The sequence below is a fragment of the Blautia sp. HCP3S3_D9 genome (genome assembly GCF_052063845.1).
GTDB lineage: Bacteria > Bacillota > Clostridia > Lachnospirales > Lachnospiraceae > Blautia_A.
Genome location: NZ_JBQHWS010000010.1, coordinates 1 through 25,494, shown reverse-complemented (window position 1 = coordinate 25,494; position 25,494 = coordinate 1). Strand labels below are relative to the sequence as shown.

Here is a 25,494-nt window from a genome sequence, read left to right as displayed (position 1 = left end):
CTATGAATTTGTACGGTATTCCATATACCCTGCCGGTTGCGGGTTAAATATAGGACCTTACCAGTGCGAACATGCAATAGTTATCTGCGTGAGTACCGATGATTTAATCACAATGATTAAGGAGGGAAGTAACGTGCCACGTAAAGGACATACTCAGAAAAGAGACGTTCTGGCAGATCCAATGTACAACAATAAAGTGGTTACCAAACTTATCAATAACATCATGTTAGACGGTAAGAAAGGTGTAGCACAGAAAATTGTTTACGGTGCATTCGCCAGAATCGAAGAAAAAGCTGGAAAACCAGCACTTGAAGTTTTCGAAGAGGCTATGAACAACATCATGCCACTTCTCGAAGTAAAAGCTAGACGTATCGGTGGTGCTACTTATCAGGTTCCGATCGAGGTAAGAGCAGACAGACGTCAGGCACTGGCTCTTCGCTGGTTAACAATGTTCTCTCGTAAAAGAGGCGAGAAAACAATGGAAGAAAGACTTGCAAATGAGCTTTTAGATGCAATGAACAACACAGGTGCATCCGTTAAGAGAAAAGAAGACATGCACAAGATGGCTGAGGCAAATAAAGCATTTGCTCACTATCGCTTCTAATATAGGAGGAAAATCCATTGGCTAAAGAAGGAAGAGAATATCCATTAGAGCGTACCAGAAATATTGGTATTATGGCTCATATCGATGCGGGTAAAACAACTCTTACAGAACGTATCCTGTATTATACAGGTGTCAACTATAAGATTGGTGATACTCATGAAGGTACTGCTACCATGGACTGGATGGAACAGGAGCAGGAGAGAGGTATCACAATCACTTCAGCGGCTACAACATGTCACTGGACTCTGGAAGAGAACTGCAAACCGAAGCCAGGTGCTCTGGAACATCGTATCAACATCATTGATACCCCAGGTCACGTTGACTTCACAGTAGAAGTTGAGCGTTCTCTTCGTGTACTTGACGGTGCTGTCGGCGTTTTCTGTGCTAAGGGTGGTGTTGAACCGCAGTCTGAAAACGTATGGCGTCAGGCCGACACTTACAATGTACCACGTATGGCATTCATCAACAAGATGGATATCCTTGGTGCAAACTTCTACGGTGCAGTAGAGCAGATCAAGACTCGTCTTGGTAAAAACGCAATCTGCTTACAGCTGCCAATCGGAAAAGAAGATGATTTCAAAGGAATCATTGACTTATTCGAAATGAAAGCTTACATCTACAACGATGAAAAAGGTGATGATATCTCCATCGTTGATATTCCGGAAGACATGAAGGAAGATGCTGAGCTTTATCATACAGAGCTCATTGAGAAAATCTGTGAGCTTGATGACGACTTAATGATGGAATATCTTGAAGGTGAAGAACCAACTGTTGAGAGACTGAAAGCAACATTAAGAAAAGCGACATGCGAGTGTACAGCTGTTCCGGTTTGCTGCGGTTCTGCTTACAGAAACAAAGGTGTTCAGAAACTTCTTGATGCTATCCTTGAGTACATGCCAGCTCCAACAGACATTCCTCCAATCCAGGGTGTCGATCTGGACGGTAACGAAGTAGTGAGACATTCTTCTGATGAAGAACCATTCTCCGCTCTGGCATTCAAGATCATGACAGACCCATTCGTTGGTAAACTTGCATATTTCCGTGTATACTCCGGTACAATGAATTCCGGTTCTTATGTACTTAACGCTACTAAGGACAAGAAAGAACGTGTTGGACGTATCCTTCAGATGCATGCTAACAAACGTATGGAACTTGATAAAGTATATTCCGGTGATATCGCTGCAGCGATCGGATTCAAATTCACAACAACTGGTGATACAATCTGCGACGAGCAGCATCCGGTAATTCTGGAGTCCATGGAATTCCCAGAACCAGTTATCGAGCTCGCTATCGAGCCTAAGACAAAAGCTGGACAGGGTAAACTTGGTGAAGCTCTTGCAAAACTTGCAGAAGAGGATCCGACATTCCGTGCACATACAGATCAGGAAACAGGACAGACCATTATCGCTGGTATGGGTGAGCTTCATCTGGATATCATCGTTGACCGTCTCCTTCGTGAATTCAAGGTAGAGGCTAACGTAGGTGCTCCTCAGGTTGCTTACAAAGAAACAATCACCAAACCTGTTGATATCGACAGCAAATATGCTAAACAGTCTGGTGGTCGTGGACAGTATGGTCACTGTAAAGTTAAATTCGAGCCTATGGATGCCAACGGTGAAGAACTGTACAAGTTCGAATCCACAGTCGTTGGTGGTGCTATTCCGAAGGAATACATCCCGGCAGTCGGCGAAGGTATCGAAGATGCTATGAAAGCTGGTATCCTTGGCGGATTCCCGGTAGTCGGTGTATACGCTAATGTATACGATGGTTCTTACCATGAAGTCGACTCTTCTGAAATGGCATTCCACATTGCAGGTTCTCTTGCATTCAAGGATGCTATGCAGAAAGCAGCTCCTGTACTTCTTGAGCCGATCATGAAGGTAGAGGTTACAACACCTGAAGATTACATGGGTGATGTAATCGGTGATATCAACTCCCGTCGTGGACGTATCGAAGGTATGGAAGATATCGGCGGTGGTAAGATGATCCGCGGATATGTACCGCTTTCCGAAATGTTCGGATATGCTACAGATCTTCGTTCCAGAACACAGGGACGTGGTAACTACACTATGTTCTTTGAGAAATATGAGCAGGTTCCGAAGTCTGTACAGGAAAAAATCCTTTCTAAGAAAGACTGATAATTATTGATCATCTGCAGTCTGCCGGTGTTTAAAGCCGGCAGGGTGTAGGAGATATAAAGTTACTGTTCACTATGTTCTCAGTAATGTGTGGACTGTAATGATACAACAATTGGTAATGCAAGTTATCAAATTGTATAAAACACTTGCAAATATTTTGGTTATGCAATATAATCAAGGATAGCAAGTTTAAAACCGAAAAAGATGCTCTATAATAATATAAGAGCCAAAGTTTTAAGGAGGACGTTTTAAAATGGCAAAAGCTAAGTTTGAGAGAACAAAACCGCATTGTAACATTGGTACCATCGGACACGTTGACCATGGTAAAACAACTTTAACTGCAGCTATCACAAAAGTTCTGGCTGAAAGAGTTGCTGGTAACACAGCTACAGATTTCGCTAACATCGATAAAGCTCCGGAAGAAAGAGAACGTGGTATCACAATTTCTACAGCACACGTTGAGTATGAAACAGAGCATAGACACTATGCACACGTTGACTGCCCAGGACATGCTGACTACGTTAAGAACATGATCACAGGTGCAGCTCAGATGGATGGTGCTATCCTCGTTGTTGCTGCTACAGATGGTGTTATGGCTCAGACTAAAGAGCACATCCTTCTTTCCCGTCAGGTAGGTGTTCCTTACATCGTTGTATTCATGAACAAATGTGATATGGTTGATGATGAAGAACTTCTTGAACTGGTAGAAATGGAAATTCGTGAACTCTTAAGCGAGTATGACTTCCCAGGAGATGACATCCCGGTAATTCAGGGTTCAGCTCTTAAAGCTCTTGAAGATCCGAGCAGCGAGTGGGGAGACAAGATCATGGAACTTATGGATGCTGTTGACAGCTACATTCCAGACCCACAGCGTGACACAGATAAACCATTCGTAATGCCTGTAGAGGACGTATTCTCTATCACAGGTCGTGGTACAGTTGCTACTGGTAGAGTAGAGGCTGGTGTACTTCATGTATCTGACGAAGTTGAAATCGTTGGTATCAAAGAAGAAACACGTAAAGTTGTTGTAACTGGTATCGAAATGTTCCGTAAACTTCTTGATGAAGCTCAGGCTGGTGATAACATCGGTGCACTTCTTCGTGGTGTTCAGAGAAACGAAATCGAGCGTGGACAGGTTCTTGCTAAACCAGGAACAATCACATGCCATACAAAATTCACAGCTCAGGTTTACGTTCTGACAAAAGATGAAGGTGGACGTCATACTCCATTCTTCAACAACTATCGTCCACAGTTCTACTTCAGAACAACAGACGTAACAGGTGTTTGCAACCTTCCAGAAGGAACAGAAATGTGCATGCCTGGAGATAACATCGAAATGACAATTGAACTGATCCACCCAATCGCTATGGCTCAGGGTCTTACTTTCGCTATCCGTGAAGGTGGACGTACTGTTGGATCAGGACGTGTTGCTACAGTTATCGAATAATTTTAGCATAACATCTTAAATTATATATATTGAGTACCGTAAGGTACATTGTGTCCAAACGTAAGATACCCCGGAACCGTAAGGTTTCCGGGGTTTTTCTGTCGAGTGGAAAGTAAAATCACCTATGAGTTTTCAAGATAAAAGTAAACAGAAAATTAATCAGTAAGACGAAGCACAAACAAACTAAAAACCGAATAATCAGACCAGCGGTGCCAAAACGGTGCCAAAAAGAAACTCCTGCGAATGTTTGCTATTCACAGGAGTAATTTTTTTACCAGCCTTTGATCTGTTTGATCTGTTCAGCACGTTCCGGATCACGATGATATTGTAGTTTCAGACGGATAGTTTCCACAATTTCCTGTCTGGCTTCATCATCAAGCTGATAGAACGATGTAAGCAGATTATCTACATCAGGCATACTGTTCTTACCGAAAAGGTACATCAGCGGATACATAGAATTTTTTAAGTAAGTCTTTACACGACTTGCGTCTAATGCTCCGTTCAAACCGTCTGGAAGTGTAGGATAAATCTCTTCTTCCTTAATTGTGCCGGAAAATGGACTGGCAGAACATATCTCATTCACATCAATTTGCAATTCATTTGCAAGTCTTAATGCAAAATCAAATCGAATATTGGAATCTTTTTGAATAATTGAATATAAAGTTGTGGCACTGATACCGGTTGCTTTTGCAATTTTGCGAACATTTGTGCCTTTTTCATCAAGATATTTCTTTAAATTTTTACCGTCGCCCATAGAATCCTCCTTTTTCATATATTACAAAATTACGAAAAACATAAATCTATAAAATATCATAGCACAGACCTTAAATAAAATAAAGAAAAAATAGTGTACGAAGTTCGTAAAAATACGTTTACGAAATATTGACAACGACGGCAATACATGATATTATCAATTTACGAAAATCATACAGATATAAATTACAGTAAACGTATTTAAAATCTGGCGAGGAAAGGAGATGGCAATATGGCAAGTTACAATTATATGATGAGTGCTGATGAAGTGGCACAGGAATTAAACTGCTCAAAATCTCATGCCTATAAACTGGTGAAAGCTATGAATAAGGAACTGGCTGCACAGGGATATATTACGATGGCTGGAAGAATACCAAAGGCGTTTTGGGCAAAAAAGATGTATGGCTATGAAATAGCAGGAAATTAAGGAGGATCAATATGGCTTACAGAGAAAAAGACACAAAAAAATGGACAGCCCAGTGGTTTGAGACAAATGTCATGGGTGAGAAGAAAAAACGCAGAAAGCGTGGATTTGAAACAAAGCGAGAAGCATTGGAGTTTGAACGAAGCAAAAAGTTGAGCAATGAGCGAAGTATGGATATGAAGCTGAGCGATTTTATTGAGATTTATTTTTCAGACAAACAAAATGATCTGAAAGATCGAACAATCAAAAATAAAAGATATATGATGCAACAGCATATCGTTCCATACTTCGGAAATCAGATGATAAGTGAAATCAAGGCTTCATAGATTATTCAGTGGCAGAATGAAATTTAGAAAAAAGACTATTCAGATTCTTATCTGAGAATGATTCAGAATCAGTTGACCAGTCTGTTTACACATGCAGCTAAAATCTATGACTTGCCGGTTAATCCATGCAAGAAAGTGAAACGAATGGGAAATTCAGATTCAAGAAGTTTGAACTTCTGGACACTGGACGAGTACAAACAGTTTATACAGACAATGGAGCCGGGAACAAGATATTATCTTATGTTTGAGATGTTGTTCTGGACTGGGTGCAGGATCGGGGAGCTGCTTGCGATTACAAAAGCTGATATCAATTTTGAAAAGAATCAGCTTAGCATCAATAAGACTTATTATCGAACAGGAATGTACGATATTATCACAGAACCAAAAACAAAACAGTCCTTTCGGACAATCGAAATTTCAGAATTCCTGAAAGAGGAAATTAAGGAATTTGTAGATGGTCACTACGGAATGCCGGATACGGAAAGATTGTTTCCAGTTGTTCAGGAAGCGGTACAGCATAAGATGAAACGGCAGATTGAACTGGCAGGCGTAAAGAAAATTCGAGTGCATGATCTCAGGCATAGCCATGTGGCTTATCTCATTGAGAAAGGTGTAAAACCGTTACTGATTCGGGACAGATTAGGTCATAAAGATATTCGTATCACATTGAACACTTATGGACATCTTTATCCAAATCAGCAGAGGAAGATTGCAAATCTGTTGGATAATGAAAATGTAGTTACCGGATTGGGAGAAGAAAGAGATGAATGTTGAAAAGGCAAAAGAAAAAGCCCAGATAAATAATCTGAGCAAGTTCTCTGATAATCAGATTCACTGATATACCATCTTGGCAGATTCAGTATATCACGAATCGGGAAATACGACAATTCCCGAATATCTGTTCATCAGAGACTTGCCCGGACGGGCAGTCGGAAGGCTGCTCTTTGGCAATCTAAGAATAGAGTTTTGGGATAGAATATGATAAAATGTAAGAGATAAATCGGAAGTTGCAGAATTGATAAATTTACCTTTTGAAGAAAAAACAGTAATCTTGTATAAGAATAAAAAAACAAGCATTATCCATCAATTCAAATATAAGGTAAAAAAGAGTATCAATCGACGAGGAGAAAAATAGATGAATATTACAAGTCTTGAAATTGCACAGGCAACAATGGATATGTTCTTTTGTTTGTTCTGTCTAATAATATTTGTTTCAATTAAAGCAAATAATCCAAAACAGAAGAGTATGAGGATGTTCGTTCGATTATTTTTTATTGCTACAGTTCTGTTTTTTGGAGAGACTTTGGCATATATTTTTAGAGGTAACCTTGGTCTTTTTAATATTTTAGTAACTAGAATTGCTAATCTTATGGTATTTGCTATGAACATAGCAATGGCAAATACCTATGTTAGGTTTGTTAGTTCTGTTTTTGTTGAAAAAGGTGCTGAAGTAAGTGGCAATAGTGTTAAAATTGCCAATATCTTTTCGTGCATTAATATTTTCATTGTTGTGGTTAATTTGTTTTATCCATGGATGTATTATTTCGATGAGGCAAATTATTATCACAGGAATAATTCCTGGTATGTATATACACTAATATCACTTGTCGTCATATTTATAGGAGCAGGTATGGCGATTAAGTATAGAAAGTATTTGAAAAAACGAAGCTTCATTTCAATGATGCTGTTTTCGTTTATTCCAATAATTGCAACAGTTGTACAGTCCTTTATTTATGGATTTTCTATAACCAATTTAGGACTGGGAATAGGTTCATTCGTAATGTTTGCTGCATATATGTATGATTGGTCTCATAATGGGGATGAACATACGAATATGATTAATGACAGCAGATTTGATGCTGTTATTATGTTTATCATAATGCTACTTAGCATGAGTGTTTCCATCATAGCATGTGTGAATGTGATTCAGCAGGTAACTAAGGAAAACTCTGAAATACAGAGCAGAACAATTGCGCAGATGGTTTCAGCAAAGGTTGAGAATGAATTTATTAAGCTAATTACTGTTTCTCAGACGATTAGCAGTGATATTGATATAAGAACCTACATAGAGGGGAAAACCAGAGAAGAGGCGGAGAGTGTCAAAGACGATATAACTAATCGTCTGGTATCCATTGGTAATGAATTTGATTATAAAATGGTATTTGTTGTTTCGGATAAAACAAGAGCATATTATACATATAGTGGAATAAGTAGGTATCTTGATGTTGAAAATGACAGCCATGATATATGGTATAAGGATTACTTGGATTCAGGGAAAAGATATACAGTTAATGTTGATACTGATGAAGATAATAACTGGAGTCTTTCGGTGTTTATTAATTACGGTATTTTTGACACGAATGGAGACATTTTGGGAGCATGTGGTGTCGGAGTTGATATGAATGACCTTGTAGACATACTTGCCAGGTTCGAGGAAGAATACAATATCAAAGTATATTTAGTTAATCATGATGGACTTATACAGGTTGATACGGATGTAAGTTCTATAGAAACAGGCTACTTGGATAATTCATATTTTGGCAATATATCAGATGATGATTTTTATTATCAGTTATCGGAGAATGGCTGTTATATGACCAAGTATCTCGAAGGATTTGATGGGTATATAGTAATAAGAGATAATAATCCTGTTAAATTGGATGTAAATAAAATTATACTTCCAATTGTTTTAATCTTTATTGCAGGCGTATTAATAATGGCAACTTCATTTGTTATTATTAGTATGAGAGAGAAGAAGGCAAAGGATGCATACAACAGAAGATATGAAGCATCTATAAAGGACGAGCTTACAGGCTTATATAATAGACGAGGGTTTGAAGTTGACTGTGAAATAATCAAGAAAAATAATAACTTAATAGAATACGTTCTTATTATGATGGATTTGAACGGTTTAAAAGCAGCTAATGATAATATTGGTCATGAAGCAGGGGATGAGTTAATTATTGGCGCTTCGAAGTGTATGGATAATGCATTCTCAGGTCTTGGAAGGACGTATCGTGTAGGTGGCGATGAGTTTGTTGCATTACTGAGAGGAACGAGAGAAGAAGCACAGGATGCAGTTAAGACATTTGATTATTTAACTGAAAACTTCCAAGGAAATCTTATTTCTGAACTTAGTGTGTCTAAGGGAGTAGTTGTTTGTTCAGAACATATAGAACTTAATTTTGAAGAAATTAAGGCAATGGCTGATAAGTTGATGTATGCAGATAAGGATGAATATTATAGACGAACAGGAAAAGATAGAAGACGAGTTTGATTTATAAATTGATATTTAATCTATGTAAAGAACCCAACAATTTTCAGTTTGTATAATTGAAAAAATGAAAAACGCATAGACAACTGTGTCTATTAGTGAAAATACGACATTTCTCGCTTTGTGTCGTGTTATTTGCAGATAACAGATTCTATATTTGATGATGAAAGGAGGAGTTGAGGTGGACCAAGTAAAAATCGGGAATTTTTTAAAAAAACTTCGCAAAAAAAAGGCATTACACAGGAGCAGTTGGCAGAAATATTAAATGTCTCTGGAAGGACGTGTTGCTACAGTTATCGAGTAATTTTAGCATAACATCTTAATTATATAAATAGAGTACCGCAAGGTACATTGTGTCCAAACGTAAGATACCCCGGAACCGTAAGGTTTCCGGGGTTTTTCTGTTGTGTAAAAAGTTTAAAATAAGGCTGTAAAGAATAGCGAATAAATTGAAAACGTAAGCGACGAATAATTGACGAAGAATGATAAAATCCTTATAATAAATTAGTATCTGAACAACAGATAAAATCAATTACACAAAAATCAATAACAAGAGGGAGGTCGTTTTATGTTTGGTTTTATGGTAACTGCTGATGGCGGACTTACAACTGCCGGATATGTGATTACAGTTATTGCCGGAATCATTTTGTTTTTCCTGGCGATTTATTTTGCAGGGAAGAATTCAGACAAGAAAAAACTTACCACAAGACAACTGGTATTCTGTGCCGTAGCTATTGCACTTGCTTTTATCACGTCTTATCTGAAAATCTTCAAACTGCCGTGGGGAGGAAGCGTCACTCTTTGCAGTATGCTTTTTATTGTTCTGATCGCAAACTGGTATGGGGTTGGAACAGGTATTATGGCTGGGTTTGCTTACGGAATCCTGCAGTTTATCCAGGAGCCTTATATACTTTCATTTTTTCAGGTGTGCTGTGATTACATACTTGCATTTGCGGCACTTGGACTGGCAGGATTATTTGCAAAACAGAGTCATGGACTTCTGAAAGGATACATAATAGCTGTAATTGCCAGAGGAGCTTTTCATTCTCTGGGCGGTTATCTTTATTGGATGAGCTATATGCCGGACAATTTCCCGAAATCTCTGACAGCCGTATATCCGATCTTATACAATTACAGCTATCTGCTGGCAGAGGGCATTATCACGGTAATCATTATTTCAGTACCTGCGGTGTCGAAGGCACTGACCCAGGTAAAGCGTGCCGCACTGCAGTAGTTTGTTTTGTCTGGCAACAGGGATGTGTCGTTGCCCGGTACTCAGAACATTTGGTATGGTAATTTTGTTTAGGGAAGTGTAAGAATGACAATAACGACTTTATGCTATATAGAAAATAATGGCAAATATCTGATGCTTCACAGGATAAAAAAGCACAATGACATAAATGAGGGAAAGTGGATTGGAGTCGGCGGACATGCAGAGGGTCAGGAATCCCCTGAGGAATGTCTTTTGCGTGAAGTGAAAGAAGAAACAGGATTAACGCTGACATCTTATAAACTTCGAGGTCTGGTTACATTTATAAGCGATAAATGTGAACCGGAGCTTATGTGTGTATTTACAGCCAACGAATATATTGGTGAATTAACAGAATGCAATGAAGGAGAACTTTACTGGATAGATAAAGCTATTGTGCCGACACTTCCCACATGGGAAGGTGACAGAGTTTTTCTTGATTTGCTTCTTTCAGGGGATGAGCGATTTTTTTCTTTAAAATTGCAGTATGAAGGGGAAAAACTCGTAGATAAACAAGTAAATTTATATTAACCGAATTATAGCAATTCCATATGGAACTGCAATAAGTAAGTCCCCTGCGGAGGTTGCGAAAAGCAATAAGTTAAGCGGGTGGGACGAATATTCACCCGCTCTGGAGGAATTTATCAATGAAACGAATATCGCTGGATGACCTTCTTCATACCAGGCAGGATCTTGCCTACTCGGAACAGTATGGATACATAATGAAATTACTGGAAAAAGGTCAGATAAAACCTGTGAAGGCTTCTAAGAGCAATGGCAAGAAGCCGGCGCTTTATCGCGAATACTGGATGGTAGAAGAACAGAAGGATTACAGCAATTATATAGAAGAAATAAAATATACCTTTTCTACCATGATTTCCGTGGATTATTATCTGGCGCATCCGGATACATATGAGAAAGACCGAATCTGGGTACTTATGCTGAATGAATATCTGAAAAAATATGCAGATGCCTTACTGACACCGGAATCTCTGAATGAAAGAAGCTTTGAAATATGGCACAGAGAGAAATTTCTGGACAGAGAGCAGGGAAAGAAGATTCTGAAACGCTGCGGACTTAATGTGGAGGCTCTGAATGTCTACAGGACAACAGAGCCCCTTTCATATTATACACATACAAGAAATACGCCGCAGAATATCCTGATTCTGGAAAATAAAGATCCTTTTTTCAGTATGCGCAATTACCTGCTGAATGGACATACGGAAATTTTTGGTGCAGAAATCGGAACTCTGATTTATGGTGCCGGAAAGGGCATTAGCCGTTCTTTTCAGGATTTTGATCTGTGTGCGGAACCCTATATGAAACATCCGAAGAATACAATTTATTATTTCGGGGATCTGGATTATGAGGGCATCGGTATATACGAAAATCTGGCAGAAAAATTTCGCAGCAGATGGAAAATCCTTCCTTTTGTGCCGGCATATCAGGCTATGCTTGGAAAAGCAGAACAGATAACTGAACTTCCGGAGACAAAGGAGCATCAGAACAGAAATATCAGTACACAATTTTTCTCCTGTTTTGATGAAATAATGGTCAAAAAAATGGAAGCTATACTGGATAAGGACAGATATATCCCTCAGGAAATTTTAAATACTGCAGATTTCTGATGCAGATTCTGACACAGGGCGGTGGCTTCTTTGATGCTGAGAACGGAGTGAACAGTAACCGGCTTCTTTATATTATGGAGAATCTTATGATAAAAAATAATTGATTTTTAAGAGACAGTCTGTTAGAATATACCTGTGAAAAGGGAGTAGCTTGCCGGGTAGATTCGGTTCACTTCTTCGTCAGGACAGTTATTGAAACATATAACTCGGAAAGTGATGAAATTGCGAGACTTTTACTGTGAATGCAGTAGGAGTCTCTTTTTTTATACCTACTGCAAAATAAATGTATTCCGGAATCTTTTTATATTTGATTTTGTGAGTACGTAATAAAAGAAAGAGAGGTAGAAATGATGTTTTTACAGGTTATTATTTTGCTGGCAGGTTTTTTGTTTCTGGTGAAAGGTGCAGACTGGTTTGTGGAGGGTGCAGCCAGTATTGCGAAAAAGCTGGGAATTCCGCAGCTGATCATTGGATTAACCATTGTAGCAATGGGAACCAGCATGCCGGAGGCAGCAGTCAGTATTACTGCTGCAATAAATAAGAATGCAGGTATTACCATTGGAAATGTAGTCGGAAGTAATATCCTGAATATTTTCATCATCCTGGGAATCACAGCAGTAATTACGAATGTAGCGATTCAAAAATCCACGCTTCTTTACGAAATTCCGTTTATGACAGTGATAACAATTATTTTGCTGATCTTTGGTATCACAGGTTCAGAGGTGACTTTTATTGAAGGTGTGATTTTCTGGATACTGTTTCTGATATATCTGGGATATCTGTTTGTGATGGCAAAGAAAGGGAACGATCAGGAAGAAGCAGAAGCAAAGGATAATCCGGTATGGAAATGTATGCTCCTGATGGTAATCGGTGGAATTCTGGTCGTAAAGGGCAGTGATTTTGCTGTCAGCGGAGCAACGGAGATTGCCCGTTATTTTGGCATGAGTGAGAGATTTATCGGGCTGACAATTGTTGCACTGGGAACATCTCTTCCGGAACTTGTCACATCAGTAACAGCAGCCAGAAGAGGAAATACAGGAATTGCCATTGGAAATATAGTCGGAAGCAATATTTTTAATATTTTGTTTGTTATCGGTACAACAGCACTCATCTGTACTGTGCCGTTTGAGAGTAAATTTATTATTGATACTGTAATTGCAGTTCTGTGCGGAGTAATACTCTGGATTGGTACATTCAGACATAAAGAATTAAGAAAACCCTGTGGTGTGGTTATGCTGTTGTGTTATGTCGCATATTTCCTGTATTTATGTCTGGTATAACGAATAATTGCTTTTTGCAACCTCCGCAGGGGACTCACTTGATTCGATTAAAATAAGAAATGGAATAAAGTATATTATGGATAATTATGAAAAACAGGTATATATAGGAAGAGAGTTGTTTTTAAAATATGATCAGGATAAGCTGATAAAGAAATATGGTTTGAAACACGATGAAGAATATCTGTATTTGAAATATATTGGAACAGAATATCGGATCAATCGCAGAAACGGTGCTATTGAATATGCCACAGGCGAAGAATGGACGGACTGCAGAGAATATACAGTTGTTATGACAATCTATGATTTTCTCTGCTGTTCCGGGCAGGAGATACTGCCTCCTCTTACCGGGCAGTGGCAGCCTGTGGGCAGGTTTGTAACTGCCGGGAGCAGTCCGTCAACAGATCCTTTTGTGGAAAAGTATGCAAGAGCATTTTCCGGCAAAGTGGAAGAGGTAAAGCAGGCCTGTATCTGTCTGGGAGGAAAGCAGACGAAGAGTCTGGCAGGGGCAGATCTGACATTTGAAATGCCTGTTCTTCCGGATTTCTCTGTGTTGCTTCAGTTCTGGGATGGGGATGAAGAATTCCCGCCAAAGATCTTATTGTTGTGGGATAAAGTATCGTTATCATATCTTCATTTTGAGACGACCTATTATCTTCAGGGGGATCTTCTGAAGGCTATACTGCAGACAATCGGCTGAATACACTGTAGCCGATCCCTCGGAGGGGATATATGGAAGCGGATAAATATGTCCCTCAGGAAATTTTAAATACTACAGATTTCTGATACAGGATTTGTGCAGTTACGCAAATTTATACTATAGAAACAACAGGGTACAAACCATATTTAACCCAGGGAGGCAGCTTTGCAATACGAATTTCTGAAAAACTTTCCAAAACGAATGAAAAATGTAGGTCTGTACGGTGCTCTTATCCAAAACAGTATTCAGAAGACATCCTGGAAACAGTTTGGCTTTCTGAAATTTGATGAACAGATGAATCTTATTTTTGCAGTAATGCTTTATATTATGGAGCAGTCTCTGCGGGAAGAGAACTGTACTATGGATGATATCGGAGCCTATATTGATACCATCAATACCAGGTATCTGGGTAAAGAAATCTCTTATGATGACTGCAGAAAATTAGGAGATTTTGTTGTCAATGTGATCTTATCAAATGAAGGCCGTGCCATGTATTTTGACGGCTATGATTTTGAAGAGAACGATTATCATGTCATGCATATCAGCTATGTGGCGAACCGGATCGTGTATCTGGATCAGGAGGTTCGCAGAACTTCTTATTATCTTACAGACGACGGATACAATCTGATACTTTCCACCCTTGAAATAGAAAATAATATGAAGCTTACCATCCATGAAATGATCTTCCAGATGCATCTGGAAAAACAGAGCTATGATAAGGCTGTGGATGAGATTAAGAATGTTTTTAACCTGATGCGCATCCAGCTTCAGAAGATTCAGGAAGCTATGGGAAAAATCCGCAGAAATGCCCTGAATTATTCAGTAAAGGATTACGAGGAAATCCTTCTGGAGAATCTGGATACGATCAGTGACACAAAAGAAAAATTCCAGAAATACCGGGAACTGGTGCGAAGCAGGGTAAAGAAACTGGAAGAAGAGAACATCAATGTGCGCCGTCTGGGCGAAAAGGAAGAGGAGAACCTGGAAAATCTCCGTATTATTGAGAGTTACCTGAACAGAACCATTGATGAGCACCAGAAAATCCTGAGCAGTCATTTTGACCTGAAGGCACTTTATACCAGAGAACTGGAAGCATTGTCGCAGATGTCACTGATCCGGAGATTTTCCATGCGCAATGATTTCTATGATAAAGTGCTGGAGAATCCGTCGGCACTGGGAAATCTGGACTATTTTTTAAGACCGCTGTTCAACCGGGAACCGGATAAGGTTTATAACCTGAATAAAGCTTTATTATATCAGAAACCGTCTGTTAGAAATGAGGACGAGGACACTGAGGAGATGCTGGATTTTGACGAAGATGCATATCTGAAAGAGCAGGAAGAGAAACGCAGACAGAAGCTGAAACGTTATGAAAGCAGTCTGGGATTTCTGCTGGAGCAGGCATCTGAAAAAGGTGAAATTTCCCTTTCTGATATCTGGAAAAATATTCAGGAGAATGAGAAAAATGCAGAAGAAATGCAGCAGCAACTGATCCCAAATGTTGAAATTTTTAAAGAGATCATGGTGGAGCTGATACGGAATAAAGAGATCAATATGGAAGCACTGAAAAAGGAACGAAGTGAATTTATCCAGGATCAGACAGCAGATTTTCAGCTCAACGAAATGCTGCTCCAGCTTTCTGAAGAAAGATTTTCAGATAAAAAAATCGGTAAAATAGAGATATACAGGATAGAAGACGGAAGCACAGTCACCTTTGACAATGTTTTCAGCGAAAACGGAGTGAAAAAAAGCATTCGATGTTCTAATATCCTGATCCGAATCATGAGAAATGAGGAATAATAGATATGGCATACGAAGCAGAGGAAATCCGCACTAGTCAGGAGATATTTTATTATCTCTTGGAACATCATGAGCTGCGGGAAGAAGATGAGTTGCTTTTATATAAGGCATATGCAGAAGAAGAAACAATCAGGAATCTGGTGAAATCTCAGGGTGATATCGCCGGCTGCAATATCGAACGATACGGGAATGTGATTTATCTGATTCCCAAAGAGGAGAACAATTTCCTTGGTTTTTCCAAGCAGCAGCTTAAAAGTACACTGTGCAAATCCGGGGCAACGGACAAGGATTATTATCTGTCACAGTTTGTAATCCTTACGCTGCTGGTAGAATTCTTTGACGGACAGGGGAGCAGCAGTAAATCCAGAGAATATATGCGAGTGGGAGATCTTATGAACTGTCTTTCTGCCCGCCTGAAGGAAGGGGCAGCAGAAGAGACTGCCACTGAAGAGGATGAAGATGGAAAGAACTCCAAAGATACCGCAGGGATTTCTTTCAAAATCCTTTACGAAACCTATGAGGCACTGAAGTCTGATGACAGAGGTTCCAGGATGAAGACAACCAAGGAAGGCTTTATCTACAATATCCTGATGTTCCTTCAGAAACAGGGACTGATCGAGTATGTGGTGCAGGATGAGATGATAAAAACAACCAGAAAGCTGGATAATTTTATGGACTGGAATCTTCTGAACCAGAACAATTACCAGCGGGTTCTGAGAGTACTGGGGGTGGCAAAAGATGAGTAAGATTAATGCAGTGCGTCTGATCAACGTGAATTATAATAACAATGCATACCGTATCAGCGATGAAACTCTGCACTTTAATGGAGAAAGCACACTGATCTCTCTGCAGAACGGCGGTGGGAAATCTGTTCTTGTCCAGATGCTGACTGCGCCCTTTGTGCATCCAAGATATCGCAATACCAAAGACCGATTATTTGAAAGCTATTTTACTACCAATAAGCCATCCTTTATCCTGGTGGAATGGGCACTGGATCAGGGAGCAGGCTATGTTCTCACAGGTCTTATGGTCAGAAAATCCCAGGATATGGAAGAGGACAGAAAAGAGAATCTGGATATTATTGGAATTGTCAGTGAATATCAGAGCCCCTGTATTCAGGATATCCACCACCTTCCTGTAGTGGAAAAAGGCAAAAAAGAGATGATCCTGAAGAATTTTAACTCCTGCAGACAGCTTTTTGAAACCTACAAAAAAGACAGGGATATGAAGTTCTTTTATTATGATCTGACAAACTATGCCCAGTCCCGCCAGTACTTCGATAAGCTGATGGAATATCAGATTAATTATAAAGAATGGGAAACCATTATTAAGAAAATCAATCTGAAGGAATCCGGTCTGTCAGATCTTTTTGCTGACTGCAGAGATGAAAAAGGACTGACAGAAAAATGGTTTCTTGAGGCTATTGAGAGCAAGCTGAATAAGGACAAAAACCGCATTAAAGAGTTCCAGTCTATTCTGGAAAAATATGCAGGACAGTATAAGGATAACCGTTCCAAAATCAAACGGCGAGACACGATCCGTCAGTTTAAGGAAGAAGCAAATGGGATTCAGACTCAGGCAGAAGAGTATCAGAATGCGGAGACAGAGGAAGGAAAACAGCAGAATAAAATTGCCTGGTTTATCCATGATGTAAATGGACTCTTAAGCCAGACTGAGAAAGCTCATGATCATGCAAAAGAAGTGCTGGAAGGTCTGGATCAAAAGCTTTCCAGAGTAGAATACGAGGAGCTTTCCAGCCAGGTCTATGACTATGAGGAAGAGAAGAATCTTCATATCGGAAATCGTGATATGATCGATATGGAGCGTGAAAACCTTCAGGGACAGGCAGAACAGACAGAGAAGAAGCTTCATATTCTCCAATATGCCAGACAGCAGGATTCTGTATCAGAAGAAAAAGGGGAACTGGATCTTCTCAGGGAGAAAATCGCAGTTGCCAGACAGCAGGGAGCTGATCTGGAGCCGGAGAGAAAAGTACTTGGCCTGACCTTGAAAAACATTTTTGAAGAACGTATTCAGGATAACAGACAACAGCAGGAAAACCTGTCTGAAAATATACAGAAAAAGGGAAAAGAAGCACAGGATGAGGCGAAAAGATCCGAGGAACTGGAAGAAAAGATCCGTGACTGCTTTGGCAGAAAAGGAAAACTGGAAAGTCAGATAGAATCCTATACCCGTCTGGAAAACCAGTATAATGCCAAGTATCAGGAAGAATTAGTACGAAATATTCTGGGAATCTATGAAGCCGGAACACTGGAAATCCGTCGACAGATGTACGAACAGGAACTGGAAAAAACAGTGAGGGAACGTACAGAAAATCAGAAGAAATGGGAAGCTGACAAGGAACTGATACGACGTCAGGAGCGCAGTCTGGAGGATAAGAAAGAGGCTCTGATTCATAAAAAGTCAGAGACAGAGAACCAGGAACATACCTATCAGCTCTATCAGAATGAACTGGAAATAAGGAAGAATATCCTGAAATATCTGGATATGGAGGAACGCTATCTTCTGGATACTGACAGGATACTGGAGAACTCTGGGCGAAAGCTGCGTGAGCTGGAGGAGCTGCGGCGAAATCTGGAAAAAGAAGAGGATTCTCTGGAAAAAGAATATTTAAGCCTTACCAGCGGAAAGGTCCTGGAGCTTCCTGAGGAGCTGGAGAAAGAACTGGATGATTTGGGAATCCACACAGTTTATGGTATGGAATGGCTGAAAAAGAACGGATACTCCCAGAAGAAAAACCAGATGCTGGTCCGTAAGAATCCATTTCTGCCATATGCTCTGATCCTTACCCGTCAGGAAATCGAGAAGCTGGGACGAAACGACAGAAACGTCTGCACATCCTTCCCTGTGCCTATTGTAGAGCGTGAGAAAATAGAAGAATTTCAGGAAAAGTATACAGACAAAATCGTAAATTTCCCTGGAATCAGCTTTTATATTCTGTTTAATGAAAACCTCCTGGATGAAGAAAAGCTTCAGGCAATGATCTGGGAGAAAAAGAAAGAACTGGAGAAGCTAAATCAGGCTGTAGATCAGCGCAAAAAGGAATACGCAGAGTATTTTCAGCGTCAGGAAACCCTGAAAAATCAATCTGTGACAAAAGAAAAATGGGAAGAAATCCAGGAGCTTCTGAAAACTCTTGAGGAAGAGAAAAAATCTCTGGAAAAGGATATCCGTGATGCAGCACAGGAGCTTGACAGCCTGAAAACAGCACATGAAAAGCTGCAGAATCTGCTCATAAAATCCGCTGCAGAAATTGACCGTCAGAAACAGCGTCTGGAAGATTTTTCCCAGCTGGAAAAAGATTACGCTTTCTATGAAAATAATCGAAATGAGCTTGAAAAATGTAAAAAGGATGAAACTCGTTTCCGGGAAAACCAGAAGCTTGCAAAGGACAGACAGGAAAAGCTTCTGGAGGAGAAAATGACTCTGGAGCATAATCTGAATATGCTGGAGAGAGAAAAAGACAAACTGGATGAAAAATATACCAGATATGCGTCATATGAGGCAGGCAGCAGAGAGTCAGATGAGGTCAGGAAACAGCAGAGTCAGCAGTTTGGATTTGACAGTATGTCAACGGAGCAGATGGAAGCACGTTATGAAGCAATCACCTCTGTTCTTTCACAGGAACTGAAGAATCTGGAAGAGCAGGAGAGAAGGTCTGCCGCACGTTACCAGAGGGAAAAGGAAGATCTGGATTATCTTCAGAAAAAATATCACTTAAAGCCTGAACAGTGGTCAGGCGTGATCTATGACAGAAAAGAAGAGTCACACCAGGAGGGAGTATTGGAAGATTTCCGCAGAAAGATCCAGACAAAGGATATGCAGTGGAATGATGCAGATAAAAAGGCAGCAGTGGCCCAGAGTAAGATCAGCGAACTGACAAAAAGAATCCACTCTGTCTGCGGTATGGAGAAACCTCTGCCAAAGGATGAGATTCAGGGACAGGATTTTCAGGCAAGGAAAAACCAGCTTCTTTATGAGAAGAAAGAAGAGAAGAAGCAGGAGGAGTTTTTAAGCGGAAAGCTTCGCAGCTATGAAGAGAATCTGACTGCCTTATCAGAGTATAATGAACTGATTCCTGCGGCTGCAGAAGACCATGAGCCGGTTTCGGAGAATCTGTCTGCGGAAGAATTAAGAAATTGCAAGGGAATCCTGATCAGGGATTATAATCAGAAAATGAAAGAAACCAGACAGAAAAAGGAAGAACTGGTGCGGACACTGAATAAGATTGTCCGTATGGAAAGCTTTCAGGATGATTTTTACAGGAAACCGTTGGAACAGATGCTGGAGCTTTCCGATGATGCAGTGCGTGTCTTGACTCAGTTAAAAACTACAGTGCAGTCCTATGACAGCCTTATGGAGAAGCTGGAGGTCGATATTTCTGTAGTAGAGAGGGAGAAGGAACGTATCACAGAACTTCTGGAGGATTATGTCCGGGAAATCCACAGTAACCTTGGAAAAATCGACCATAATTCAACCATCACCATCAGGGAAAGAAATATCAAAATGTTAAAGATCCAGCTTCCGGACTGGGAAGAAAATGCAGGGCTTTATCGTCTGCGCTTGGAAGACTTTATTGATAAGATCACCATGGAAGGCGTGGAACTTTTCGAGAAAAATGAAAATGCACAGGAGTTTTTCGGTTCCGGTATTACTACCAGAAATCTCTATGATCAGGTGGTAGGAATCGGAAATGTACAGATCCATCTTTATAAGATCGAAGCCCAGAGAGAGTATCCGATTACCTGGAAGGAGGTTTCCAGAAACTCAGGCGGAGAAGGATTCCTGTCTGCATTTGTAATCCTGTCCAGCCTTCTGTATTATATGAGACGGGATGATACGGACATTTTTGCAGATAAAAATGAGGGAAAGGTTCTGATCATGGACAACCCGTTCGCACAGACCAATGCCTCCCATCTGCTGATCCCACTGATGGATATGGCAAAAAAGAGCAACACACAGCTTATCTGTCTTACCGGTCTGGGCGGAGAGTCCATCTATAATCGTTTTGACAATATATATGTGCTGAATCTGATCGCTGCAAGTCTGAGAGGCGGTACGCAGTATCTGAAAGCTGAACATAAAAGAGGGAAAGAACCGGATGAACTTGTCACTGCAAGAATTGAAGTGGGGGATCAGATGGAGCTGTTGTTTTAACTAAATCAGGTAAGTCCCTTGCAGAGACTGCGAAAAGCAAACTGCAGGGGATTCTTTTTTATTTTTTGTAACGTTTTTTCTGTCTGTGACTTAATTATATAGAAAGACATCAGATAAAATAATGATACAGCAGACAGGAGGATCATCATGAAACGATATTTTGGAATATTCAATGCAGATGAAACAAAATCAGGACCATATTCAGACATTCAATGGAAGAAGACCGGGCTATTAAAAATCCCGAAAGATGCAGTAGGATAATAAAAAATACACGGAGCAGGAATGGAAAAATCAGAAATCGAAACAATCTACCGTAAGTATTTCCATGATGTCTTTCTCTATATCCGGGCACTTTCCGAAAATGAAAGTCTGGCAGAGGAGATCACCCAGGAAACATTCCTGAAGGCAATGAATAATATTGAGAAATTTGACGGCAGGAAGGATATCCGTGCATGGCTATTTGTAATTGCGAAGAATACATATTTCCGCTATTGCAGGCGAAATAAAATCTATGTGGGTGAAGAATTTTCAGAAATAATGCAGGATTCCATGCAGGATACATCCCCGGCCGTACTGGATCAGATCGTGCAGGATGAGACAGTTCGGAATCTCAAACGCTATGCAGAACTGATACCGGAACCCTACAGGGAAGTATTTCACCTGCGGATATACGGTGAGCTCTCCTTTGAGCAGATCGGAAAATGCTATCAGAAAAGTGCAGGATGGGCAAGAGTAACTTACCATCGTGCACGCCAGATGATACGAGCACAGATAAGTCAGGAGGAAAAGTAACATGGAAAAAATAAACTGTAATGTGATCCAGGATATTCTGCCATTATACATTGATGATGTGGTAAGTGATGACACAAAAGAACTTGTAGAAGAACATCTGCAAAACTGCGAAATCTGCCAACGAGTATATCATGAGACAAAGGCAGACCTTGAAAATGATATGAAAATCTCTGCACAGACAAAAGAAAGCAGCCATGAAGCAAATGATCTGAAGAGTTTCAGAAAGTTTTTAAAGAAAAGAAAGATAAAAACAATCCTGCTTTCCATAGCAGCAACCATAGTTTGCTTTGTGGCAGTGTTCACGTTCATGAATAAACATGTCACATATATCAGCTACAAAGATGCAGGGATAACTATTATTGAGGATAATAAAGATGAAGTAACATATAGAACAAATATAAAAGGAAATTATCGCTGGAGAACATCCTTAGACAGGGAAACAGGTGTAATGACTATCCATTTTGAACAGAGCTTGTGGGAAAAATATGTAAGCTGTATTTTTTATCCATATGATCATCTTCATGATATTCTGAAAAAAGATGAGATAAAAGAAGTGTATGTAGATAAGGATGGAACGACAACAACAATCTGGGAAGCTCAGGAGGAAGAACAGAAAGCTTATTTATCTGAAGAACATACAGAGCCGTTAGGATAAAATATTAGAGTATTTTTCAAACACGCTCTAAAATATGAAAGCGAATTTTAGAGATTTCTATAGGTTATAAGGATTTATAAAGAGGTTGTCATGAAAGGCAGCCTCTTTTTGTAATTGCTGATGGACATTCTCTTTCCATATGTTACAATAGAACAAGAATATGGAAAGAAAGACAGGAAACCTAACTATGAAAAAACAACTAAATTATGCAGATATCATAAAGGAAGCGCTGATCCTGACAGGTGCGGTAGCAATCATTGCGGCAGCAGTTTATTTCTTCCTGGTGCCGAGCCATACCTCTGTAAGCAGTATCTCCGGTCTTGGTATCGTGTTATCAAACTTTGTACCTTTACCATTGTCTGCAATCACCATGATTTTGAATGTGGTACTTCTGATCATTGGCTTCATCACCTGCGGACGCGAATTTGGCGTAAAAACGGTTTACACCAGTATCGTTCTGCCCCTGTTTCTAGGACTATTTGAGAAAGTATTCCCGGATTTTGGCTCTATGACCAACAGTCAGGAACTGGATGTGCTGTGCTATATTCTGGTAGTTAGTGTAGGACTGAGCATTCTTTTTAACAGAAATGCATCCTCAGGCGGACTGGATATTGTGGCAAAGATCATGAACAAATATCTTCACATGGAACTGGGAAAAGCAATGTCTCTTTCCGGTATGTGCGTGGCTCTTTCAGCAGCGCTTGTATATGATAAGAAGACAGTGGTGCTGAGTATTCTCGGAACATACTTTAATGGTATGGTCCTGGATCACTTTATCTTTGACCATAATATTAAACGTCGTGTCTGCGTCATCACTCAGAAAGAGGAAGAACTGCGTAAATTCATTATCGAAGATCTGCACAGCGGAGCGACGATCTATGAAGCGACAGGTGCCTATAATATGAAGAAACGCAATGAGATCATCACGATCGTAGACAAAACAGAATATCAGAAGCTGATGGCTTACATCAATCATGAAGATCCAAAGGCCTTTGTGACGGTTTACAATGTATCGGATATGCGCTATCAGCCAAAGCTGTGAGAAATATTATGGCAGGAAAGCTGTGGGTATGATAGAATAGCAGGGTGATTTTATAACCATAAAGAGATTATGCTAGAAAGAGGATGAAAGATGAGAAAAGGAAAAGGAATTGCCTTGCTTCCCATTGGTGTATTTCTTGTATTATACCTTGGACTGGGCATTTTGTTTGAGTATGTGATGGAAATCCCCATGGGATTTTATAATGTGCCGATCGTAGTAGCATTTCTGGCTGCAATCCTGGTTGCCTGTCTGCAGAACAGAGCACTGGATTTTGATAAGAAACTGGAAATCATGGCACAGGGAGTTGGGGACAAAAATATCATCACCATGCTTCTGATCTTCCTTGCAGCCGGATCTTTTGTAGGAGTTGTGGGAAGAAGCAGTGCTGAGAGTGTTGCATATTGTATGCTGAGCCTGATACCTGCCAGATTTTCAGTATCTGTGCTGTTTATAGTTGCCTGTTTTGTGTCTGTGGCCATGGGAACCTCTGTGGGAACCATTACCCTACTGACACCGATCGCAGCAGCAGTTTCCACAGCATCAGGATTTGATCTGGCATTTTGTGTGGCTTCTGTTATGGGTGGAGCTATGTTTGGAGACAATCTTTCTTTTATTTCAGATACGACGATTGCTGCATGTAATGGTCAGGGATGTGAGATGAAAGACAAATTCAGGGAAAACTTCTGGATCGCTCTTCCAGCAGCTGTTGCCACGCTGATTTTAATTCTGATCCTGTCATTTCAGACAGAAATCCAGGGCCGTGTGATCCAGCCCTATCATCTGACACAGGTAATACCATATGTGCTGGTATTAATCGGAGGAATTGTTGGAATCAATGTGTTTGTGGTATTGCTGACAGGAATCGTATCCGGAGCATTTATCATGCTGATCGGAGGACATACCACACCTGTAGAGATCCTGAAAAATATGGGATCCGGTGTATCCGGAATGTTTGAGACCTGTATGGTGGCAATCCTGGTAGCTGCCATGTGTGCGCTGATACGTGAGTATGGTGGATTCGATGCGCTTCTTGGCTGGATCCATAAAATTTTCCGCGGAAAGAAGGGCGGACAGCTTGGAATGGGACTTCTGGTAGGAACTATGGATATTGCCACTGCCAATAATACAGTGGCGATCGTAATGGCAAACCCTATCGCAAAGGAAATGGCAGAGGAGTATGGGATTACACCGAGAAAGACAGCTTCCATACTGGACACTTTTTCCTGTGTTTTCCAGGGAGTGATTCCATATGGTGCACAGATGCTGGTTGCAATCTCAGCAGTGAACGAGCTGGGTGGTGAGATTTCTACATTTCAGATCATGCCGAAATTATTTTATCCCATGTTATTGCTGCTCAGCTCTCTGATCACAATTATGAGAGGTTCAGACCGTACAGGAGCTTAAAAGATTCCCCCTGCCGGAAGCTATATTTTTTTCAATTTCTCTCAAAAAATACTTGACCTTCCTCCTTGTGGAAGCAGTATAAAGAAAGCACAGACAGGGCAGTAGAGCAGCGGATTAGCTGTATCTGCTGTCAGGAAAGCAAGAGGTAGCAGTATGAAGATCAAACAGGTGGAAGAGCTGGTAGGCATCACCAGAAAGAATATCCGTTTTTATGAAGAGCAGGGCCTCCTGAATGTGGAGCGTGCAGAGAACGGATACCGGGAATATCATAGGGCAGACATTGCCAGACTTCAGGAAATCAAATTATTCCGGAAGATGGATATTTCCATAGAAGAGATGAGAGCTCTTTTTGAAAAGAGGAAAAGCCTGCAGTTTTGTCTGGAACAGCACCTGGGAGAACTGGAACGCCGCAGGGAGGGCCTTGTGAAAATGCAGGAAATGTGTGAGCGCCTGATTGCAGAGCATCAGTCCCTGGATACCTTGAATGCCGAGAACTGTCTGGAAGAAATCGAGCAGATGGAGAAAGAGGGTGCAAGGTTTATGGATATAAAGAAAACAGATATCCGTAAGAAAAGAAGGACAGGAGCGATCATTGGAGCAGTAGTCATGATCCTGTTTATGGGATTTGTGATAGGGCTTATGCTGTGGGCCAATACACAAGATCCCATACCGACCGGACTGCTGATATTTCTGATCGCCATACCGGTTGTGATCATCGGAGGAATCCTGGCAGCACTTGCAGGACGCATGAAAGAGATTGAAGGAGGAGAAGAGGATGAAGCTTCTAAGTATTGAATACATTC

21 protein-coding genes are annotated in these 25,494 nt (G+C 40.4%); 20 read left to right on the top strand and 1 reads right to left on the bottom strand.

Going from position 1 to position 25,494, the window contains the following annotated elements; translation table 11 throughout:
* Positions 1-133 precede the first annotated feature (133 nt).
* The 3 genes from rpsG (at position 134) to tuf (ending at position 4,189) form a co-directional block, all read left to right on the top strand.
* Entirely contained in the window at positions 134-604 is a 471-nt protein-coding gene (gene rpsG / locus ACTNES_RS03925; RefSeq protein WP_020993199.1) for a 30S ribosomal protein S7, read from the top strand.
* Between the two features lie 17 nt (positions 605-621).
* Positions 622-2,742 carry an elongation factor G gene (fusA, locus tag ACTNES_RS03920; protein ID WP_320813929.1) on the top strand — a complete coding sequence of 707 codons (2,121 nt, stop codon included), beginning with the start codon at positions 622-624 and terminating at the stop codon, positions 2,740-2,742.
* A 253-nt stretch (positions 2,743-2,995) separates the two neighbouring features.
* Positions 2,996-4,189 carry an elongation factor Tu gene (gene tuf / locus ACTNES_RS03915; protein ID WP_119234119.1) on the top strand — a complete coding sequence of 398 codons (1,194 nt, stop codon included), beginning with the start codon at positions 2,996-2,998 and terminating at the stop codon, positions 4,187-4,189.
* 271 nt (positions 4,190-4,460) lie between these two features.
* Here the strand turns inward: tuf and ACTNES_RS03910 are convergent, their stop codons facing one another.
* A complete protein-coding gene (locus ACTNES_RS03910) occupies positions 4,461-4,943 on the bottom strand; it encodes a helix-turn-helix domain-containing protein (RefSeq protein ID WP_288700440.1) in 483 nt (160 codons plus the stop codon).
* Between the two features lie 231 nt (positions 4,944-5,174).
* Between ACTNES_RS03910 and ACTNES_RS03905 the strand changes: the two genes are divergently transcribed.
* From ACTNES_RS03905 to ACTNES_RS03825, 17 genes are all read left to right on the top strand, one after another.
* A complete protein-coding gene (locus tag ACTNES_RS03905) occupies positions 5,175-5,369 on the top strand; it encodes a helix-turn-helix domain-containing protein (protein ID WP_257465675.1) in 195 nt (64 codons plus the stop codon).
* Positions 5,370-5,380: 11 nt separating this feature from the next.
* Positions 5,381-5,692 carry an Arm DNA-binding domain-containing protein gene (locus ACTNES_RS03900; RefSeq protein ID WP_441038552.1) on the top strand — a complete coding sequence of 104 codons (312 nt, stop codon included), beginning with the start codon at positions 5,381-5,383 and terminating at the stop codon, positions 5,690-5,692.
* Positions 5,693-5,749: 57 nt separating this feature from the next.
* Positions 5,750-6,466, top strand: a complete 717-nt coding sequence (locus ACTNES_RS03895; RefSeq protein WP_441038550.1) for a site-specific integrase — start codon at positions 5,750-5,752, stop codon at positions 6,464-6,466.
* Between the two features lie 361 nt (positions 6,467-6,827).
* Positions 6,828-8,969, top strand: coding sequence for a sensor domain-containing diguanylate cyclase (locus ACTNES_RS03890; RefSeq protein ID WP_441038549.1), 2,142 nt, complete (start codon positions 6,828-6,830; stop codon positions 8,967-8,969).
* Between the two features lie 565 nt (positions 8,970-9,534).
* Complete coding sequence (locus tag ACTNES_RS03885; protein ID WP_025580146.1) at positions 9,535-10,200, top strand: energy-coupled thiamine transporter ThiT; 666 nt, start codon at positions 9,535-9,537, stop codon at positions 10,198-10,200.
* Positions 10,201-10,284: 84 nt separating this feature from the next.
* Positions 10,285-10,746, top strand: coding sequence for an NUDIX hydrolase (locus ACTNES_RS03880; protein WP_118759269.1), 462 nt, complete (start codon positions 10,285-10,287; stop codon positions 10,744-10,746).
* Between the two features lie 116 nt (positions 10,747-10,862).
* Positions 10,863-11,843, top strand: coding sequence for a Wadjet anti-phage system protein JetD domain-containing protein (locus ACTNES_RS03875; RefSeq protein WP_441038548.1), 981 nt, complete (start codon positions 10,863-10,865; stop codon positions 11,841-11,843).
* A gap of 350 nt (positions 11,844-12,193) precedes the next feature.
* Positions 12,194-13,123 (top strand): calcium/sodium antiporter, encoded by a 930-nt coding sequence (locus ACTNES_RS03870; protein WP_416386418.1) that lies wholly within the window; start codon positions 12,194-12,196, stop codon positions 13,121-13,123.
* Between the two features lie 76 nt (positions 13,124-13,199).
* Positions 13,200-13,820, top strand: coding sequence for a DUF3786 domain-containing protein (locus tag ACTNES_RS03865; RefSeq protein ID WP_441038546.1), 621 nt, complete (start codon positions 13,200-13,202; stop codon positions 13,818-13,820).
* A 165-nt stretch (positions 13,821-13,985) separates the two neighbouring features.
* A complete protein-coding gene (locus tag ACTNES_RS03860; protein ID WP_291811149.1) occupies positions 13,986-15,620 on the top strand; it encodes a hypothetical protein in 1,635 nt (544 codons plus the stop codon).
* A gap of 5 nt (positions 15,621-15,625) precedes the next feature.
* Positions 15,626-16,366 carry a DUF6063 family protein gene (locus ACTNES_RS03855; protein WP_288788308.1) on the top strand — a complete coding sequence of 247 codons (741 nt, stop codon included), beginning with the start codon at positions 15,626-15,628 and terminating at the stop codon, positions 16,364-16,366.
* Positions 16,359-20,798 (top strand): hypothetical protein, encoded by a 4,440-nt coding sequence (locus ACTNES_RS03850; protein WP_441038544.1) that lies wholly within the window; start codon positions 16,359-16,361, stop codon positions 20,796-20,798. The genes ACTNES_RS03855 and ACTNES_RS03850 overlap by 8 nt, the downstream gene beginning before the upstream one ends.
* A 282-nt stretch (positions 20,799-21,080) precedes the next feature.
* Positions 21,081-21,590 carry an RNA polymerase sigma factor gene (locus ACTNES_RS03845; RefSeq protein WP_117674928.1) on the top strand — a complete coding sequence of 170 codons (510 nt, stop codon included), beginning with the start codon at positions 21,081-21,083 and terminating at the stop codon, positions 21,588-21,590.
* A 1-nt stretch (position 21,591) separates the two neighbouring features.
* Positions 21,592-22,245, top strand: a complete 654-nt coding sequence (locus tag ACTNES_RS03840; RefSeq protein WP_441038543.1) for a zf-HC2 domain-containing protein — start codon at positions 21,592-21,594, stop codon at positions 22,243-22,245.
* A gap of 187 nt (positions 22,246-22,432) precedes the next feature.
* Complete coding sequence (locus tag ACTNES_RS03835) at positions 22,433-23,287, top strand: YitT family protein (RefSeq protein ID WP_291816129.1); 855 nt, start codon at positions 22,433-22,435, stop codon at positions 23,285-23,287.
* A gap of 90 nt (positions 23,288-23,377) precedes the next feature.
* Positions 23,378-24,691 (top strand): Na+/H+ antiporter NhaC family protein, encoded by a 1,314-nt coding sequence (locus ACTNES_RS03830; RefSeq protein ID WP_441038542.1) that lies wholly within the window; start codon positions 23,378-23,380, stop codon positions 24,689-24,691.
* A gap of 153 nt (positions 24,692-24,844) precedes the next feature.
* Entirely contained in the window at positions 24,845-25,486 is a 642-nt protein-coding gene (locus tag ACTNES_RS03825) for a MerR family transcriptional regulator (protein WP_195565315.1), read from the top strand.
* Positions 25,487-25,494: the final 8 nt, after the last annotated feature.

Bases quoted from the DNA above. Each gene is read 5' to 3' on its own strand.
- ACTNES_RS03855 (WP_288788308.1), top strand. From the start codon at position 15,626: ATGGCATACGAAGCAGAGGAAATCCGCACTAGTCAGGAGATATTTTAT.
- tuf (WP_119234119.1), top strand. From the start codon at position 2,996: ATGGCAAAAGCTAAGTTTGAGAGAACAAAACCGCATTGTAACATTGGT.
- ACTNES_RS03870 (WP_416386418.1), top strand. From the start codon at position 12,194: ATGTTTTTACAGGTTATTATTTTGCTGGCAGGTTTTTTGTTTCTGGTG.
- ACTNES_RS03850 (WP_441038544.1), top strand. From the start codon at position 16,359: ATGAGTAAGATTAATGCAGTGCGTCTGATCAACGTGAATTATAATAAC.
- ACTNES_RS03835 (WP_291816129.1), top strand. From the start codon at position 22,433: ATGAAAAAACAACTAAATTATGCAGATATCATAAAGGAAGCGCTGATC.
- ACTNES_RS03890 (WP_441038549.1), top strand. From the start codon at position 6,828: ATGAATATTACAAGTCTTGAAATTGCACAGGCAACAATGGATATGTTC.
- ACTNES_RS03865 (WP_441038546.1), top strand. From the start codon at position 13,200: ATGGATAATTATGAAAAACAGGTATATATAGGAAGAGAGTTGTTTTTA.
- ACTNES_RS03895 (WP_441038550.1), top strand. From the start codon at position 5,750: ATGATTCAGAATCAGTTGACCAGTCTGTTTACACATGCAGCTAAAATC.
- ACTNES_RS03880 (WP_118759269.1), top strand. From the start codon at position 10,285: ATGACAATAACGACTTTATGCTATATAGAAAATAATGGCAAATATCTG.
- ACTNES_RS03885 (WP_025580146.1), top strand. From the start codon at position 9,535: ATGTTTGGTTTTATGGTAACTGCTGATGGCGGACTTACAACTGCCGGA.
- ACTNES_RS03875 (WP_441038548.1), top strand. From the start codon at position 10,863: ATGAAACGAATATCGCTGGATGACCTTCTTCATACCAGGCAGGATCTT.
- ACTNES_RS03910 (WP_288700440.1), bottom strand. From the start codon at position 4,943: ATGGGCGACGGTAAAAATTTAAAGAAATATCTTGATGAAAAAGGCACA.
- ACTNES_RS03825 (WP_195565315.1), top strand. From the start codon at position 24,845: ATGAAGATCAAACAGGTGGAAGAGCTGGTAGGCATCACCAGAAAGAAT.
- ACTNES_RS03830 (WP_441038542.1), top strand. From the start codon at position 23,378: ATGAGAAAAGGAAAAGGAATTGCCTTGCTTCCCATTGGTGTATTTCTT.
- ACTNES_RS03845 (WP_117674928.1), top strand. From the start codon at position 21,081: ATGGAAAAATCAGAAATCGAAACAATCTACCGTAAGTATTTCCATGAT.
- ACTNES_RS03840 (WP_441038543.1), top strand. From the start codon at position 21,592: ATGGAAAAAATAAACTGTAATGTGATCCAGGATATTCTGCCATTATAC.
- ACTNES_RS03905 (WP_257465675.1), top strand. From the start codon at position 5,175: ATGGCAAGTTACAATTATATGATGAGTGCTGATGAAGTGGCACAGGAA.
- ACTNES_RS03900 (WP_441038552.1), top strand. From the start codon at position 5,381: ATGGCTTACAGAGAAAAAGACACAAAAAAATGGACAGCCCAGTGGTTT.